Raw genomic sequence first — 17,559 nt, 5'->3', positions numbered from 1 at the left:
CTAAATCCTTTTTTATGACACTGTACAACTGAAAAAGAACGATCCGCGTATGCTTTTAAACGACTGTTTTTCTCAGCGCGTTTTTGCGCCAAGAGAGGGTGCGAACTGCATAAGACCGCCGATGCAATAGAGATAGATACCGGTGACCACGACCCCGGCAATAAGCCAGTCAGGCGATTGGAAATGCAGCAAAAGCGAGTAGCCGCTGAGCACGCACCAGAGCAAGAAAACCGCCATATTCAGCCACCGCAGCCGCTTCACTCTGACGGGATGCAAGAAGTTGATTGGCAGGAAAGTGAGGATAACCGACACCGTGACGATGATCATCGCCGTGGTGGCGCTGGCATCGATGACGAAGAGCGTGAACACAACCATGTTCCAGACGACCGGGAAGCCCGAGAAGAAGTATTCGTCCGTTTTCATGCCCATGTCGGCATAATAGATCGCGCTCGATACCACGATCATACCGGCGGCGACGAAGGACCAAGGCTCACCGATCATGCCGCTCTGATAGAGAGCGAAGGCGGGCAGCAACACGTAGGTGACGTAATCGATAATGTTATCCAGCGTGTCACCGGACCAGTTGGGCAAAACTTCCTTGACCTGCACCTTACGTGCGATCGGGCCGTCGATGCCATCCACAAGAAGCGCCAAACCGAGCCACCAGAACATGTCGACGAAACGATGTTCAGCGGCAGCAACGACACCAAGGAAGGCAAGAAAAGAACCGGAGGCTGTTAGGATGTGAACGGAGAAAGCCCGGATTTCGGCATAGGGTACGCGTCTGTAGTTGAAAATCTTCATGACAGCGTAACGGCCCCGCTCTTACTCATTCTCTCTATCCGATATGCGACCATTCACCGCTCTTTGCAACCATGCGGGAATGCTTATCCTCGAACTTAATGAGCATGTTGCCGCAGGGACATTGCGATCTGTCGCCATTCGGCTTCTGGATTTGCCGGCGCAAAGCCACTATGTGTTGAGCCTCGACTGCAGGAGTGGAACAAGACGATGAAGAACTTCGAAGTTGCCGTTGTCGGCGCTGGACTTGCAGGACAAATCGCTGCTCTCGCCATTGCGCGCGCGGGTCGAAACGTTGCACTCGTTGCCCCCCAAACCGATAGGAGCGATCGCCGGACGACCGCTCTGATGGATCAGTCCATCCGTTTTCTCGACCGGCTCGGTGTTTGGTCCAAAATCGAACCATCGGCTGCGCGGCTTTCCACTATGCAGATCATCGATGGCACCGACCGCCTGCTACGCGCGCCAACCGTCGCCTTCCGTTCCTCCGAAATCGGACTGACCGCCTTTGGTTGGAACATGCCGAATGCCGCACTGCTCAGCGTCCTTACAGAGGCTGTCGCCCAGGAAAACAACATCACGCTCATCGATGCGACGGTAGACACGGTCGAGGTCGGGCCTCACGATGTCTCACTAACCCTGTCTACTGGCGAGGCTGTATCGAGCAGCTTTGTGATCGGCGCCGATGGAAGAAATTCCAAAGTTCGCGAGGCGGCAGGAATCGGCGTTCGAAGCTGGTCCTATCCGCAGACCGCTGTCGTCCTCAACTTCTCGCATAGTCGGCCGCACGGCAATATCTCGACCGAGTTCCACACCTCCACCGGACCATTCACTCAAGTTCCCCTGCCCGGCGATCGCTCCAGCCTCGTTTGGGTGGTCAAGCCAGAGCAGGCTGTCGAGCTTGCTGCCCTGCCATTAGACGCTCTGAGCGCTCGTGTTGAAGAGCGTATGCAGTCCATGCTCGGCACAGTCTCGGTTGATGAGGGTGTGCAGACATGGCCGCTTTCCAGCATGACGGCCCGTTCCTTTGGCAGAGGGCGCGTCGCGCTTGTCGGCGAAGCCGGTCATGGCTTCCCGCCGATCGGCGCACAAGGTCTCAATCTCAGCCTTCGCGACATCATCGTTTTGACCGACATGCTCGGCACACTGACCGGAGGCGTAATCCCGGCAGATGCAGGTGCGACATTCGACCGGCGCCGCCGCGCCGACGTTTTCAGCCGCACACTCAGTGTGGATCTTCTCAACCGGTCGCTTCTCTCCGGCATGCTGCCGATGCAGCTGGCGCGCGCTGCAGGACTGCATGTGCTCGGAAATGTGGGGCCGCTGCGCGGTCTCGTGATGCGCGAAGGCATCGAGCCCGGCCGGGGTATCAAGGCCCTGCCCTCACTGATCGTCGGCAGTCTCAGGCGCTCATTGCGCGAATGAGGTAAAGCACGAGCGAGACCGTGAAGACGGAGAGCACGGTGGAGATCAGAATGGTCGCCGACGCACGCTCCTGCCACACCTGATAATGCTGCCCGATGACGAAGACATTCGTCGCCGTCGGCAGTGCGGCGAGAAGAACCGCTGTCGACACCCAGACGGGGTCGAAATGGCCGAAGGACGACATCACGAGGTATGCCAGCAGCGGATGCAGGATCAGCTTGGCTGGCACGATGTAACTGATCTCTATCGGTACCCGCTTGAGCGGCCGAAGTGCCAGCGTCACGCCCATGGAAAACAGCGCGCATGGTGCCGCTGACTGCGCCAGATAATCCACCAGTTGCTGCGCTGGCTGAGGCGGCTGCCAGGCAAAGATGGCCGCAATGAAGCCAAGAATAACAGACAGGATGAAGGGATGCGTCAGCACTTTACGTGCAACATCGGCCGCGAGCTTCAGGCGGGATCTTTTGTCACCCCCAGCGATAGCCATAAGCGCCGGTGCGGCAACGAAATGCGCGGCATTCTCCAGACAGACAATCAGCGCGACCGGGACGGCGGCGCGCTCTCCGAGCGCCAGTAGCGCCAGTCCTGGCCCCATATAGCCGATGTTGCCATAGGCGCCGGCAAAACTCTGGATGGTGCAGTCGGCAAAACTGTTGCGACGTCCGTAATAGCCGATGAGGAAGAGGCAGAGAAAGATCGTGTAGGTCGAGACTAAACTCAGCGCGACAAAATCCATTCGCGCCAGTTGATCGACCGGTGTGCGGGCGACAAGCTTGAAGAAGAGTGCGGGAAGTGCGGCGTAGATGATAAAGGTGTTCAGCCAACCCAGCGCTTCGGCGGGCTGCTTCGTGATCCGCGCCGCCACATAGCCGATCAGGATCAACCCGAAAAACGGAAACAGCAGTCCGGCGATTTCAGCCATGGCCCCCTCGCCGTGCACTTCGTCTTCAAGAGGGTCTAGCCGATTTTCATCAGGATTGGAAAGCTCTCCTGAAACCAGATCGCCACATTGGTGATGAAGCCGGACATGAAAGCAATACCCGTCAGGATCAACAGGACGCCCATGACTTTTTCAACAAGACCGAGATGACGACGGAAGCGAGCAAGAAAGCGCATGAAACTGCCGGAAAAGGCTGCGGCAATCCAGAACGGAATGGCAAGACCCGCGGAATAGACAGCCAGCAACATCGCGCCTTCGCCTACCGTATTGCGCGAGGCCGCAACGCCCAGGATCGCGCCAAGCACGGGACCGATGCAGGGTGTCCAGCCAAAGGCAAAGGCTAATCCCATGACATAGGCGCCGGAAAGCGTGGCAGGCTTGCCGCCGCTTTGGAAACGCGCCTCGCGCGAGAAGACGCCAATCCGGAACACGCCGAGGAAGTTTAGTCCCATCAGGATGATGATCAGACCGCCGATCTTGGCCAGAATCTCTAGATTTTGGCGCAGCACCATTCCAATGGTGGACGCACCGGCACCGAGCGCCACGAAGACCGTGGCGAAACCCAGCGTAAAAAACAGCGCCGCCAGAAGCACCGCCTTGCGGACATGCGGCTTTGCCTCGAAGCGTTCATCCCGGAACTGCTCCACCGAGATGCCAGCCATATAGCAGAGATAGGGCGGCACGAGCGGCAGCACACAAGGAGACAGAAACGACAAAGCACCGGCGAAAAGCGCTGTAAGGAGGGAAATATCGGCGATGGACAAGGCGGCACTCCGGACGGTTCACGACGCCTTGTAGCCCCACCAAACCCTTGCCACCAATCACCTTTTTGCGGTTGCGGCAAAAAAACGCGGAAAGATGATATAATCCTGTTTTTATGGGTTGACCGCAAACGTGCCTCTACATATGTTCCGCCCACTTCCGCGGGGCGCTTCGCCCCATGCTTGGGAGAGCGTAGCTCAGCCGGTAGAGCAACTGACTTTTAATCAGTAGGTCCAGGGTTCGAATCCCTGCGCTCTCACCAACGGAATCAAGCACTTACCGTTGAAAATTACCGGAAAATCGCTAGCGTAACCCTCACATGTCTCACACAGTTTGAGAGTGTGAAATGACCTCACATACCGTTTTAGGTGACGAGGTTAACGTCTACCGCCGCGCCAACAGTTCTCTATGGCAGTGCTCCACCTACCTTGAAGGCAAGGAGAGTGGCGGGTAAGCACCAAAACCGATAGCCTGTAAGATCGCTTGATAGGGCCCGAAAGCCTTTCGAATTTCTACAAGCGTCTGGTGCAGACTTACCCGTCTCACGTTGAAAGCCTCGGCATCCAGCGTGTTCTTAAGATGCACGGCATAGTGCTTCTCGATCATCTCCAGGCTCGTCCAGGAGTTGCCACGAAGCTGCAGCTACAAGTCGTCGGTGAACTCTTTAGCAAGGTACAGGCTGACCGCGAGAAGGTCGCGTTCGAGCCGTCGCGGGATTGGAGTGATAAGCATGACGGCCTTCGCCGATATCGATGTTCCCGACCCCGAATTCGAAGACTGGATTCGCGATATGCGATCATCGCTTACCGAAAAGGCTCGCGTCAGTGCGTTTGATCCTCCACGTCCGTCTGTACCGCCAAAGCCCGCGATCTTTTTTCAGTTCCATTCCGACCAACAATTGCCGAGCGAGCTCATCAACTCACGAATTTTGGCGCTGACAACGGCTTCGCTTCATGACCTGGACGACTTTCAGATCTTTTCGCATATCCCGCATACGCATCATGAGCATGTAACCCTTTGCGACGGTGATCGGTCTTGGCGGTAGGTATTCGCCAAGACTTTCTTGTTGGTGTGTTCCAATAAGAACGACATCAGCAGCATCCTAGGAGTAGATGGTTGAAATTCAGCGTGTGGATGTTTGTTTGATTACTGAAAACGTGGGAGCATCCGGCTGCTTTACGCGCATCGAAGTGAGTCCAAAACCGAGGTGGCCGAGCGTCCTCACAAAGTAGCGATGCGCTAATTTTCAATCGCGCAGACAGGCTCATCCTCTGAAACAGATAAGCCCGGACGCGGCAGCATCCGGGCTATATTTTGACCAAGAAATGTGTCCGACTGAGCGCGCCTAAGCGAAACTCTAGCCGCTGAGCGCGTCGCGATCTTTCAGATTCGCTCATGCGCTTTAGGTCCTTGTTATCGCATGTCGTCATCGCAAAACCGCTGCACAGTTTTGCTTGGACCATGCTTATAGCATCACGTGCGCTCAATGCGGATGACCTGCGGTTCGCTGACCAGATACTTCTCGCTCTTGATCGCTTTTACGGCCTTGCGGATGGCATCTTCCATCGTCGCATGCGTAACGAGGATGATCGTCTGAGCTCCCTCCTCCATCGGCACCTGAGAACGTTGAACGATCGATTCCAGCGAGATGTTGTTTTCCGCCATTCGGGTGGCGATGGAGGCGAACACGCCGGCCTTGTCCTTCACGGTCAGACGGATGAAGTAGCCACCTTCATGGCTTTTCATCTTGGCCCGACGATAATCGGTCAGTGACTTGGCAGGACGGCCAAGAACCGGAACCTGCTGTGCGCCTGGACGGCTCTTGGCAATATCGGCGACATCGCCAAGCACTGCGGAGGCTGTGGCGTTACCGCCGGCGCCTGGACCAACCATCAGCAACTCACCGAGGATATCCGATTCCACTGCGACTGCGTTTGTCACGCCATCCACCTGCGCAATCACGGAATCAAGCGGTACCATGGTCGGGTGTACCCGCTGCTCGATGCCGGATTCGGTCAGTTGGGCGACACCAAGAAGCTTGATGCGATAGCCGAGATCGGCGGCTGCCTGAATGTCCTCGATGGAGATATTGGTGATGCCTTCGAGATAGATATCGTCGGCGGCAATCTTGGAACCGAAAGCAAGCGTCGTCAGGATCGCAAGCTTGTGTGCGGTATCATTACCCTCGATGTCGAAAGCCGGATCGGCCTCCGCATATCCGAGGCGCTGCGCTTCCTTGAGGCAGACTTCGAAGGAGAGGCCTTCCTTCTCCATCTTGGTCAGGATGTAGTTGCAGGTGCCGTTCATGATGCCGTAGATGCGCGACACATGGTTACCGGTCAGCGATTCACGTAACGCCTTGATGATCGGAATACCGCCAGCGACCGCCGCTTCGAAGTTGAGCAGAGCGCCCTTCTCTTCTGCGATTTCGGCCAACTCCACACCGTGCTTTGCAAGCAATGCCTTGTTGGCAGTCACCACATGGAGACCACGCGACAAAGCGGTGCGAACGGCTCTTTCCGCCGGACCAGACGCGCCGCCTACAAGTTCGACGAAAACATCGATATCGGCCTTTTCGGCCATGTCTTCCGGCGTATCGAACCAGGTCATACCCGAGAGATCAATGCCGCGATCACGCGAACGGTCGCGCGCGGAAACAGCAATAATCTCAATTGCGCGTCCGCAGGTAATTGCAAGTTCGTTGCTTCTCTGCTGGAGGATGCGCACGAGCGAAGAGCCGACAGTGCCGAGTCCCGCTATGCCGATTCTCAATGAATCTGCCATGGGTATATTCCTGATTTGCTTTAATGAAAGAGGTGGCCGGAACCGGCCACCTTGGCGGGTTGCCCTTATCTGTGGGCGTTGAGCGAGACGACGTTGTGCAACGTATCGTCTGCAGTCGACAGGAAGCGCTTGAGATTGCGCGCGGCCTGACGAATTCTGTGCTCGTTCTCGACGAGCGCGAGGCGAACGTAATCGTCACCCATTTCACCGAAGCCAACACCCGGAGCAACCGCAATGTCGGCCTTCTCGATCAACAGCTTGGAAAATTCAAGCGAACCGAGATGCCGGAATTTCTCCGGGATTTTCGCCCAGGCGAACATGGTGGCAGCGGGAGGCGGAACCTCGAAACCCGCCTTGCCGAACGTATCGACCATCACGTCGCGGCGGCGGCGGTAGACATTGCGCACTTCCGCGATATCCGAGCCATCGCCATTCAGCGCATGTGTAGCCGCAACCTGGATCGGCGTGAAGGCGCCGTAATCGAGGTACGATTTCACACGCGTTAGCGCAGCGATCAGGCGTTCATTGCCGACCGCAAAGCCCATGCGCCAGCCGGGCATGGAGAAGGTCTTCGACATGGAGGTGAATTCCACCGATACATCCATGGCACCAGGCACTTCCAGGACCGATGGCGGCGGATTCTTCTCGTCGAAATAGATTTCCGAATAGGCAAGGTCGGACAGCACGATCAGGTCGTGCTTCTTCGCAAAAGCGATCACGTCCTTGTAGAAATCCAGAGACGCCACGTGGGCGGTCGGGTTGGACGGGTAGTTGATGATCAGTGCCAGCGGCTTGGGGATCGAATGGCGCACAGCGCGCTCAAGCGGGCCGAAGAAGGTTTCATCCGGCTCGACATTCATCGAACGGATGACGCCACCCGCCATCAGGAAGCCAAAGGCATGGATCGGATAGGTCGGGTTCGGACATAGGATCACATCACCAGGCGCGGTGATCGCCTGCGCCATATTGGCGAAGCCTTCCTTGGAACCGAGCGTGGCGACGACCTGGGTATCAGGGTTCAGCTTCACTCCAAAACGGCGTGCATAATAGGCGGCCTGGGCGCGGCGAAGCCCGGGAATGCCTTTGGAGGACGAGTAACGATGCGTGCGCGGATCCTGAACGACTTCGCAAAGCTTGTCGACGATCGCCTTTGGCGTCGGCAGATCCGGATTGCCCATGCCAAGGTCAATGATATCCGCGCCACCCGCTCGCGCGCTCGCTTTCAAACGGTTGACCTGTTCGAAGACGTATTGCGGCAGACGCTTGACCTTGTGAAACTCTTCCATTTCTTTCCTCATGGAAATGGACCGGATTGTCCGGTCCACAGTAGCGTTCGTTTTTTGGTTTGAAACATAAGCCGACACGAACAAATCGGACCTGTGCTGTTCATTGTAGCGCAAGCGTTGGAAAACACGAATTGGTTTTCCCGCAACGCCATGCGGTGACCGGTGCGTTGCCGGGACATTTGTCGCGAAGTCCAGGGCGCAGCACACGGCTTGCGCCACTGGTGCCTGCATAACGCCAGATTCTTGTAAAATGCAAGGCAAAGCCGCCATTCGACCGACGGCTCAACTCAATCAGCCACGTTCACCACGCACAATTGCAGAGCGAATGACCGAAAGCACACGATCCGGTTCGATCCTGGTGCAAATTTTCTGGCTTGGATGACCGTCCCAATCGCCTGGTGGGAAGGTAATGCCGTCCGGCTTTTGGATCGTCTGACCGTCTGCAAGACCGCCGCACACGACGCGGATCGCGCCGCTTCGTGTTTCGAAAAGTTCAGGGTTCGTCAGATAAACGCAGGCGCAAGAATCATGGACGACCATGCCGTCACCCGTGCGCATATTGTAGAAACTGATGTAGAACTGCGAGAGGTCGGACAGCAGTTGCACGGCCGCACCATTTTCCTTCACCATTTCCGCCAGGAAGCCTGAGGTCATGACCGTTTTCGTCGTGACGTCCAGACCGATCACGGTCACGGGCCAGGGTGCGGTGAAGACAAGATCTGCTGCCTCCGGATCGCCGTGAATATTCGCTTCTGCAGCGGGGCTGACATTGCCGTTGATATCGAAGGCACCACCCATGATGATCACCTCTTTCACCAGGGCAGCGAAATCGGGATCGGTCTTAAGGGCCAGCGCCAAATTGGTCATACGACCCACGGCAATCAGCGTTACCTCACCGGGATTGGCCTTGACGGTATCGATGATGAAATGATGGGCCGTGCGCGGATCGAGCGGCACGTCAACCGTTTCAGGCACACCGATATTGCCAAGCCCATCATCGCCGTGAATGAAGGTAGGGAAATGGCCGTCCGGACGCGAGGGATCGAATGTCTTGCCAGCACCCTTCGCTACAGGGGCGTCAATCATCCATTGCTGCTTGAGGAACTGCGCATTGCGGGTCGTAATCTCGATCGGCGCGTTGCCAAAGACAGTGGTGACCCCGATGAGATCGATATCGGGGTGACGGTGCAGAAAAAGCAACGCCATTGCATCGTCAATGCCCGGATCCGTGTCGAAAATTACTTTATGCATGCCTGTCCTCATTCAAATATAGCTGCCAGCTTCAATGCAGCGTTCGGCGCACAATAACCTGCCAGGCGTGCTGCGCAATCTTTTCCATTCCTCCATTGGCCCTGTCTGCAAAAGCGGTTGCGGGATGCGGCATTCGGTGCCACAAGCGGCCAGCAAAACCCTCCGGATGCCTCCCCAGTGCAAGACGTCGCTCTCCAGCTTTTCATCATACTGTTCTTTGTCGCCGTCTTCGCCGGCTTCGTCGATTCGATTGCTGGAGGCGGAGGGTTGATCGTGCTGCCGGCCATGTTGATCATGGGCATACCGCCGCTGGAGGCGCTGGGGACCAACAAGTTGCAGGCTCAGTTCGGCTCCGCTTCGGCGACCATCGCCTATGCGCGCAAAGGCCACGTCAATCTCAGAGAACAATTTCCGATGGCGTTGATGGCCCTCATCGGGGGAATGGCTGGCGCGTTCACCGCATCCTTCGTTCCGGCCGACATTCTCAGGGCAATCATGCCTTTCTTGCTCATCGCCATCGCGATCTATTTCGCTTTCAAGCCGAACCTCAGCGACATTGACAGCCAACGCCGGATAACGCCGTTCGTCTTCGGTCTGACAGTGGTTACAGTGATTGGTTTTTACGATGGCATTTTCGGTCCAGGAGCCGGTTCCTTCTATATGCTGTCATTCGTCGCTCTTGCCGGCTTCGGCATGCTGAAGGCGACCGCCCATACGAAACTCTTGAACCTCGGCTCGAATTTCGGCGGCTTCTTGGTATTCACGCTGAATGGTGCAATTCTCTGGAAACTTGGACTTGTGATGGGTTTTGGGCAGTTTCTTGGCGCGCAGATCGGCTCCAGATTGGCGATGAAGAATGGCGCGAAGATTATTCGCCCGCTACTGGTGATGTCCTGCCTTGCCATGGCGGCAAGGCTCATTCTCGATACCAATGCGCCCTACTCGCTTGGCTGGATCATCGGCAAGCTCAGCGGCGTGTGACTAAGACATAAAGCGAGACCTTAGACCCCCGCTCTCAACCACATTCCAGTGTCGCCATCTCCTCAATATCGCTCAACACCACCACCGCGCCCATGACGTGATTGGTGGAGGCGCGCAGGGGCGTCATCCGGCAGCGAGTGGCAAATCGCTGCCCGTCGCGGTGAGTATGATGAATGTAACCGACCTTCTCACCTGCAAAGCACCGATCGAGTGCGGGTTTTGCCTGCAAGTAGAATCCATCTTCACCAATGAACTCGGTGACGTGGCAGCCGATCAGCGATAAGCGCGCCCGGTTCTTCGATTTCGCATAGGCATGATTGGTATAGAGGTAGCGGTAATCGTGTGTGACGACGATGATGTTATCGTCAAGACTATCAAGGATTGCTTCGTTGAAAAGCGGCTGCTCATAATAGGCTGGTGCTATGGCCTTGGCTGGCCGCGCGATCGCAGGAGAGAAATCCACATCATACGGATCTGAATGATCGCGGAAATATCGGTCGATCAGCCCGGACATCGTCACGATCCTGCGCACAACCGCAAGCCTGTCGTCGGCTTCTTGTCGAACCAGCATGCAGAGAAACTCGAATTGCCGATGGAGTTCGTCCCGGCTAGACGCCTTGTAAGCCAGGATGTCGTCGACGATCGCTTGAAGCTCTCTGTCAAACGACTGGACAAGCCCATCCTCGCTTTGATTGATGGCCTGCCGCAGCTGAAGGCTTTTGATCGCAAAAGCTTGAAAAAAATCCTGGAGCACAGTGTCTACCCACGCTTAGTGCGAAAAATCCGGAAACATTTTCCCGGCCACACGATGAATGAGCCGCAGAATTACGGTACAGCAGTACTCACCGTAACGCTCTCGTCAATATACGATTTATAGTAGTGGGGTGATGAAACGCGCAGTTAGACTGCGAAGCGCCAGATAAAAACTTAATTCGCCTACTTACGCTACCACGCGTGTGCGGCGATCTTCCAACTCTTTGACCACCACGATGGCGCCAACGAGTTTGTAAGAAGGTGAATAGCATGGAGACATTTCGAAGGACTTGACCACGGTATGACCGAGTGCGTCTTCGGCATAGGTGTATTTCTCAGCCTCGCCCTTGAAGCACGCGTCGAGCTTCTCGCGAAATGCCAGTTGGAAGTGGTGGATCCCAACGAGTTCGGCAATATGCTTGCCAATGATCTCACTACGATCCGAGTGGAGCGAAGCAGCATTGGCGGAGTTCGTGTAGTTGATGCGGTAGCCGGTGGAAACGACGACGACACGATCGTCCAGGTCTTCCAGCCGGTCTTCATCCAATATGATATAGGGGCTCCAAGGCGCATCATCGCCATCCGGAGCACTTCCATCGCGCGGCAGTCCAGCGCCGATATAGCGATCGACAAGCCTGCGCAAAACGTCGGCATTACGCTGAACGCAACCGATATCCTCTGCCTCCTCATTCAGAAGGTCGATGGCAAAGCGGAACTGTTCAAGAATTTCCGCAGAGGAGGCGTTCTTTCTGCCGATAATACTGTCGAGCAGAGTGTCGAGCTCTTTATCGAGGGCGGCAACCTTGGGCGCTTCATTGCGAATAACTGCGCTTTTCAGCTCCGCATAACGCTGCCAGAACAATTCGATTTTTCTTTTCAACCCAAACACTCCCCAGACGCAGGCATTACAGTTGCCTAATCCTCTCCCGGCTCACTGGCGACAATCTGCACGATGTGCCCGTAAAGCATGAGTTAAGGAGTTGCAATATAACCACACCAGCACATTCACTCATATCACAATCGGCTTCGTTATTACAAATCCGAGAAATAGTAAGGAAGAATAAACACGGTCTTGTCTCGCAACAGGCTGACTAAATCATTGCGTTACGTCAACCTCCTTAATCGAGTGTGGTTTAACAATACCCCATCTATAAACCAACGTTGTGGAAAAGGAGCTTCTCGACTTCAATTGTCCGTCTTGACCTGGTCCTTGATGTGCCAACGGTCGTGGTACCACAACCACTGACCGGGATACTCGCGAACCCAGCTCTCAACTTTGTCGTTCAAAAGCTGCGCGGTCTTCTGGATATCGACACTGCCCTTCTCGTTCAGCGGTATCTCGACCTTCGGTTCGATTTCCAGGCGGTAGCGATTGTCCGGGAGGCGAATACATCTCGCCGGATAGACGTCGCAGCCGAACTGCCGGACCAGCTTCGCGAGCAACGGATTGGTTTGAACATTGTGTCCAAAGAACTTGGTCAGAAGACCTTTGCGGAACTTCTGATCCACCAGGACGCCGACACCTGCCCCCCGCTCCAGCTGCCGGGCTAACGCGAAGGACGAGCCTGCATGCGAGGGAACGAGCTTGCCCATGCGCTCCTTGCGGAAATTGAAGATTTTCTCCGCCACGTAAGGATTGTTCGGCGGACGGAAGAGAACCGTCACATCAAGGCCGAAGGCGGATCCTGCCACAGGCAGAAGCTCAAAATTTCCGGTATGTGCCGTAAAAACGATGAATGGACGTGGATTGTCGCGTAGCTCGAGAAAGTTGTCGATGCCGACAACCTCGATTCGCCCGGGCTTTGTCTGCTTGGGATCGTAATCGAACAGGCGGTCGAGGAAAACATATTCGGCGGCGAGACGCCCCATGTTTCCCCAGCTATCCAGCGCGATGTCCAGACGCTCTTCCTCGGTCTTTTCCGGATAGGCGCGAGCGAGGTTGAAAAGCATCAGCTTATGACGCGGCGTCTTGGGCCCAAGTTTACGCGCGATGCGATCGGCAAAGTGAATGGCTGGATCAGCCGGCAACAATTTCAGCATGTTCAGAAAGCCAAACGCGATGGTCGCGTTCAGCCACTGGCGAAAGTTCTCAAGCGCCAGAACAATGCGCGTTACAAAAAGCTTCACTGATCAATCCATCCGCAGAACGATCTTACCGAAGACCTGACGGGTCTCCATGCGTTCCAGAGCCTTGTCGATATCGTCGAAGGTTACTTCGGTATCGATGACAGGATGTACAAGCCCGCGTGCCATTTTCTGCATGGCATCGGCCATGTTCTGCATGCGGCAGCCAAAGGAGCCAAGCAGCTTCAGTTGCTGCTGAAAGAGCATCATTAGGTTGATTTCGGTCGAGACGCCCGACGTCGAGCCGCAGGTGACGAGACGGCCGCCACGCTTCAGCGAGAACATGGAACCTGCCCAGGTATCCTTACCGACATGCTCGAAGACGACATCGACACCCTTCTTCTTGGTCAGCTTGCGCACGACGCCTTCGAATCGATCCACCCGATAATTAATCACGTGATCGGCGCCCAGCGCCTTGGCGCGCTCGATCTTATCGTCCGAACCCACCGTGGTGATGACCGTGCAGCCCATCTTCTTTGCCAGCTGAATGGCCGCCGTGCCGATACCGGAACCACCGGCATGAACGAGGATGGTTTCACCAGGCTGAAGCTTCGCATTGTCGAACAGCATGTGCTCGACAGTGCCGAACGTTACAGGTGCGAGCGCGGCTGCCACGGCATCGACGCCCGGCGGGGCGAGGACAAGCTGGCGAGCCGGAATGTTGATCTTTTCCTGGGCGAAGCCATCGAGGTGGAAACCATGAACGCCGCCGACATTTTCGCAAAGGTTATCACGACCGGCAACGCAGTGGTGACAACGACCGCAGATACGCGCGCCATAGATGGAGACCAAGTCGCCCGGAAGAACGTTGGAGACGCCCGGGCCAATCGCTTCCACCACGCCCGAGGCTTCGGCACCGATCGTGAGCGGCATCTTGCGCTTGGCAAAGGCCATGCCGCGCCAGCCCCAAACGTCGATGTGGTTCAGTGCGACCGCCTTGACGCGCAGCGTAACCTCACCCGGTGCCGGCGCTTCCGGCTCAGGCAGATCCACTTTCTCGAGCTTACGGTCGTCGACGAGTTGAAGAGCGCGCATAATAGAAGTCCTTCGCCCGAAGGCGTTAAAGCGTTTTCGTTCGAGAGCGTCGCTCGTCCGAATGGACCCGCAAAGACGGCTCTCCTTCATTTACAATTGCATCAACCGCCTTCGAGGTAGATGCACTGGGGAACGGATTAAGCCGGTTCCCGTGTCATAACAAGGCTTGCATTCTGCCCACCGAAGCCGAAGGAGTTGGATAGCACGGCGCTGACCTGAGCATCACGCTTCACATTCGGCACCACATCCAGCGCAATCGTCGGATCCGGATTGTTGTAGTTGATGGTCGGTGGCAGCGTGCCGGTCAGCATGGTTTGCAGCGAGAAGACGGCTTCAACTGCACCTGCTGCCGTCAGCGTATGGCCGATCATCGATTTGTTGGAAGAGACAGGGATCGACTTCAGGCCTTCGCCAAACACCGCAAGCATGGAACTGTACTCCATCTTGTCGTTTTCCGGTGTCGACGTACCATGCGCATTGACATAGCCGATATCGCTTTCGGAGAAGCCGGCATCGGCAAGTGCTGCACGGATCGTAGCAATCGCCGGTCCGCCGTCGGGCGACGAGCGCGTGCGGTGGAAGCTGTCAGCTTTCTCGCCGGCACCCTTGATGATGCCGAGAACCTTCGCACCACGAGCGACCGCCGCTTCCAGCGATTCCAGAACAAGCGTCGCTGCACCTTCGGCAATCACGAAACCATCGCGGTCCTTGCTGAACGGCTTGGACGCCTTTTCCGGCGGATCGTTCTGTGTCGACAAGGCAGACAAAAGCGAGAAGCGGATGAGCGCTTCGGCGCTCACCGAACCGTCTGTGGCAACCGTCAGCGCACGATCGGTGCGACCTTGGCGAATGGCTTCGACACCAAGCTGAATGGCTGTTGCACCGGAGGCGCAAGCGGTCGAGAGCGTGACCGGGAGACCGCGCGTGCCGAACTGATCGGACAGACGCTCGGAGATCGCGCCGAAAAGAGCGGCTTCCTGAAAGGCGGGGGCGGGGCGCTGACGGAGAGCCGCCATGAAGCGATCATAGGCGTCACCCGGCTTTGCCGCAGGCGGAGACCGGTCGGCAAGCTCGAAACGGGCGCTCCATTCCGGCTCGATAGGCGGAGCCGCCAGAAACAGCGGGCCGTTGAAATCGCCGGAAAGTCCTGCCTGCGCCAGCGCTTCGATGGTGGTCTCGCGAGCAAAGGCAAAGGACCGCTCGACGGAATTCGGTGCCGGGATATCGATGAAGTCGACCGTTCCGCAAATCTTGGTGGAGAGATTGTCGGTCGGAAAACGTGTGATCTTGTGGATGCCGGATTTACCGGAGGTCAAAGCCGCCCAGTTATCCGTCAATCCCTGCCCCAAGGAGGTGATGATGCCCATGCCGGTGACGGCAACGATGGGGCGGCCAAGGTGATCCCTGAAATTGCTGGATGCCATGGTCTTAACTCCTCAAGCGTCTCTGGAAAGAACGGCGACACCTTCGCCGCGCACATGGCCAACCGTGGTAACGACCGCTTCCGTCGCGGCAGATGCCATCGGCTTTTCTGCCGCGCTATCAAAAGGCGGGACTTTTGCGCCGCTTTCAAGCGCAAGTGCGGCCAGTGCGAGCCCCAGCGGAAACTGTGCCTCAAGTCCGTGACCGGTGACACCACCGAAGCCACGAATGGCAGCATGTGGCAGGGTCTTTTCGAGAACATCCTTTTCGCGAGATGTCAGGCCGTCGTAGCCGCTGGCGCCAGAAAAGCACGATGGTTTCAGCCGCATCCTTGGCAGGTGCAAGCAGTCGCTCCAGACGCTTTTCAAGCTTGCCGTCGTCGCGGTTGCCACGATCGCCTTCGATCGCGTCGATCCGGGCGTAGATCTTGGCGCCACGCGCCTGTGCACGCTTGCGCGATTCAAGCACAAGGAAAGCGCCGACGGATCCGGTGATCATGCCACCGCCCTCGCCTCCCGTTCGCGACCAAAGCGGCTGCCAGCCACCTTGAGCATGCGCACCAATGGCTTCAAACAGCAAAGTCATATCGGGACGTTCGGCCGCGAATGCACCGCCGACGAGCGCGTGGCTCGATTCGCCGGAGCGGATGCGATAGAAAGCGGTCTCAACGGCAGAGATCCCTGCGCCCTCTTCACCCATGAAGGTACGTGAGGAGCCGGTGACCTTATGCACGATCGAAATATTGCCAGCCATCAAGTTCGAAAGCTGCGCGAGAAACAGCGTCGGGCGAAGCTCTGTCGTCAGTTTCTCGTTGAGCATGACTTCGCGGTCGTTGCGCTTGAGGCCTTCATCCACAATCAGCGTATCGACATTGATGTCGCGTTCGCCGCCACCGGCTGCGACGATCATGTCCATTGTGCCGGAGGCTTCTGCGTCTTCCTTCAGGCCAGCATCGTCCAGCGCAAGACCGGCGGCAAACACACCGAGGCGCTGCCAGTTTTCCATCTGGCGCTGATCCTTGCGCCCGATTTGCGCGGACCAGTCGATCTCCGGCAGCGGATGGATGGGATAAGGCGCAAATTTTTCCGTCTCGACGATCGCCTCAGGCGTCGTGGTGCTGGAAAGCAGCGCAATATGGGCATCTTTACCGACACCATGACAGGTCACGATACCGACCCCGGTAATCACCACATCATTGTCAGACTTCATCATCCGTGATCCTTCGTCGCTTTTCCGAGACGCAATCTCGGGCCAGCCTCATAAGCGGCAGGGACGCCGCACTTGCCATGCGGAATAATGCGCGCGATGCGGCTTTGCAATGGCGAAGGCAAAATGACCTCGGCCTTGCATGACTTTTCAGCATTTAAACGCGAAGCAAAGCGCTTTTCGATCAGGCGGAGGTATCGGCAGCAATGGCCGCCATCAGACCCACTTCCTCGGCGCGCTTCTTCACGATCGGCGCAAGCGGAATCTCGGAAAAAGGCATGGTGCGAAGCTTCAGCTGTGCGTCGCAGACCTTTTTTCCGCCCGATGTGATCTTTGCCTTGGTGACGGCAAAGCCGGATCCGTCATGCTCGAGATAGGCTTCGATATCCAGTTCGGCATTGGGCTCCACGAAGGTGCGCATCTTGGCACTATCGACCGACATCAGGAAAGGCATCGCGGCAAAATCACTCATGGCAAGAACCAGCATGCCGGAGGTCTGCGCCATGGTTTCGATCAACAACACCCCTGGAACCAGCGGCATGCCCGGAAAATGGCCCTCGAAGACGGGACTCTTATCCGGCACGACCGAACGTGCCTTCAAGATGCGGGCTGATCTGTCGATAGACTCGATTCGGTCCACCATCTGGAAATATTCGAGAAGCATGTCTTGTCCATGGAATGAGCCAGCTAGCTTCGCCCCGAGACAGTGTCTCATGGGCAAAAGATCCTCGGGCATATCTCCCGAGGATCGAATATAGTCTCAAAGCCCAAGGCAGGGTCCGTGAAACG

15 protein-coding genes, 1 tRNA gene and 1 pseudogene are annotated in these 17,559 nt (G+C 56.7%); 4 read left to right on the top strand and 13 right to left on the bottom strand.

Annotated elements, in window-relative coordinates; genetic code table 11:
• Positions 1-72: 72 nt before the first annotated feature.
• Entirely contained in the window at positions 73-804 is a 732-nt protein-coding gene (gene pcsA, locus QE435_RS20400) for a phosphatidylcholine synthase (protein WP_306932623.1), read from the bottom strand.
• Between the two features lie 207 nt (positions 805-1,011).
• Here pcsA and QE435_RS20395 point away from each other — a divergent pair, with 207 nt between their 5' ends.
• Positions 1,012-2,226: a UbiH/UbiF family hydroxylase gene (locus tag QE435_RS20395; protein ID WP_349042477.1), complete on the top strand. Its 1,215-nt coding sequence runs from the start codon at positions 1,012-1,014 to the stop codon at positions 2,224-2,226.
• Here QE435_RS20395 and QE435_RS20390 read toward each other — a convergent pair.
• Positions 2,204-3,148 carry an AEC family transporter gene (locus QE435_RS20390; protein ID WP_349042476.1) on the bottom strand — a complete coding sequence of 315 codons (945 nt, stop codon included), beginning with the start codon at positions 3,146-3,148 and terminating at the stop codon, positions 2,204-2,206. The two genes, QE435_RS20395 and QE435_RS20390, sit on opposite strands and share 23 nt — an antisense overlap.
• 35 nt (positions 3,149-3,183) lie before the next feature.
• Complete coding sequence (locus QE435_RS20385) at positions 3,184-3,930, bottom strand: cytochrome c biogenesis CcdA family protein (RefSeq protein WP_306932618.1); 747 nt, start codon at positions 3,928-3,930, stop codon at positions 3,184-3,186.
• A 184-nt stretch (positions 3,931-4,114) separates the two neighbouring features.
• On the opposite strand from QE435_RS20385, the gene QE435_RS20380 reads away from it, so the two are divergent.
• A tRNA-Lys gene (locus QE435_RS20380) sits at positions 4,115-4,190 on the top strand.
• Between the two features lie 1,211 nt (positions 4,191-5,401).
• Here QE435_RS20380 and QE435_RS20375 read toward each other — a convergent pair.
• The 3 genes from QE435_RS20375 to QE435_RS20365 all read right to left on the bottom strand — a co-directional run bounded on the left by QE435_RS20375 (position 5,402) and on the right by QE435_RS20365 (position 9,249).
• Positions 5,402-6,712, bottom strand: coding sequence for a homoserine dehydrogenase (locus QE435_RS20375; RefSeq protein ID WP_349042475.1), 1,311 nt, complete (start codon positions 6,710-6,712; stop codon positions 5,402-5,404).
• A 65-nt stretch (positions 6,713-6,777) separates the two neighbouring features.
• Complete coding sequence (locus QE435_RS20370; RefSeq protein ID WP_062425410.1) at positions 6,778-7,998, bottom strand: LL-diaminopimelate aminotransferase; 1,221 nt, start codon at positions 7,996-7,998, stop codon at positions 6,778-6,780.
• 291 nt (positions 7,999-8,289) lie between these two features.
• Complete coding sequence (locus tag QE435_RS20365) at positions 8,290-9,249, bottom strand: nucleoside hydrolase (protein ID WP_349042474.1); 960 nt, start codon at positions 9,247-9,249, stop codon at positions 8,290-8,292.
• Between the two features lie 177 nt (positions 9,250-9,426).
• Here QE435_RS20365 and QE435_RS20360 point away from each other — a divergent pair, with 177 nt between their 5' ends.
• Positions 9,427-10,230, top strand: a complete 804-nt coding sequence (locus QE435_RS20360; RefSeq protein ID WP_349042473.1) for a TSUP family transporter — start codon at positions 9,427-9,429, stop codon at positions 10,228-10,230.
• Between the two features lie 34 nt (positions 10,231-10,264).
• On the opposite strand, the gene QE435_RS20355 is transcribed toward QE435_RS20360, so the two are convergent.
• Positions 10,265-10,744: a PAS domain-containing protein gene (locus QE435_RS20355; protein ID WP_306932520.1), complete on the bottom strand. Its 480-nt coding sequence runs from the start codon at positions 10,742-10,744 to the stop codon at positions 10,265-10,267.
• On the opposite strand from QE435_RS20355, the gene QE435_RS20350 reads away from it, so the two are divergent.
• A complete protein-coding gene (locus QE435_RS20350; RefSeq protein WP_349042472.1) occupies positions 10,709-11,107 on the top strand; it encodes a hypothetical protein in 399 nt (132 codons plus the stop codon). The two genes, QE435_RS20355 and QE435_RS20350, sit on opposite strands and share 36 nt — an antisense overlap.
• 63 nt (positions 11,108-11,170) lie before the next feature.
• Here the strand turns inward: QE435_RS20350 and QE435_RS20345 are convergent, their stop codons facing one another.
• The 6 genes and pseudogenes from QE435_RS20345 to QE435_RS20320 form a co-directional block, all read right to left on the bottom strand.
• Positions 11,171-11,872 (bottom strand): hypothetical protein, encoded by a 702-nt coding sequence (locus QE435_RS20345; protein WP_309770972.1) that lies wholly within the window; start codon positions 11,870-11,872, stop codon positions 11,171-11,173.
• A 296-nt stretch (positions 11,873-12,168) separates the two neighbouring features.
• The gene (locus QE435_RS20340; protein ID WP_349042471.1) at positions 12,169-13,110 is read right to left on the bottom strand and encodes a lipid A biosynthesis lauroyl acyltransferase; all 942 of its coding nucleotides are present in this window, start codon (positions 13,108-13,110) and stop codon (positions 12,169-12,171) included.
• Positions 13,111-13,113: 3 nt separating this feature from the next.
• A complete protein-coding gene (locus QE435_RS20335; protein WP_309770971.1) occupies positions 13,114-14,142 on the bottom strand; it encodes a zinc-binding dehydrogenase in 1,029 nt (342 codons plus the stop codon).
• 137 nt (positions 14,143-14,279) lie between these two features.
• Positions 14,280-15,566, bottom strand: a complete 1,287-nt coding sequence (locus QE435_RS20330; RefSeq protein ID WP_349042470.1) for a beta-ketoacyl-ACP synthase — start codon at positions 15,564-15,566, stop codon at positions 14,280-14,282.
• A gap of 12 nt (positions 15,567-15,578) precedes the next feature.
• Positions 15,579-16,776 (bottom strand): annotated as a pseudogene (locus QE435_RS20325) (beta-ketoacyl-ACP synthase).
• A gap of 178 nt (positions 16,777-16,954) precedes the next feature.
• Complete coding sequence (locus QE435_RS20320) at positions 16,955-17,434, bottom strand: 3-hydroxyacyl-ACP dehydratase FabZ family protein (RefSeq protein WP_306932502.1); 480 nt, start codon at positions 17,432-17,434, stop codon at positions 16,955-16,957.
• Between the last annotated feature and the right edge of the window lie 125 nt (positions 17,435-17,559).

Origin of the sequence: Agrobacterium sp. SORGH_AS 787 (assembly GCF_030819035.1) — a bacterium.
GTDB lineage: Bacteria > Pseudomonadota > Alphaproteobacteria > Rhizobiales > Rhizobiaceae > Agrobacterium > Agrobacterium larrymoorei_B.
This window is presented reverse-complemented; position numbering and strand designations above follow the sequence as displayed.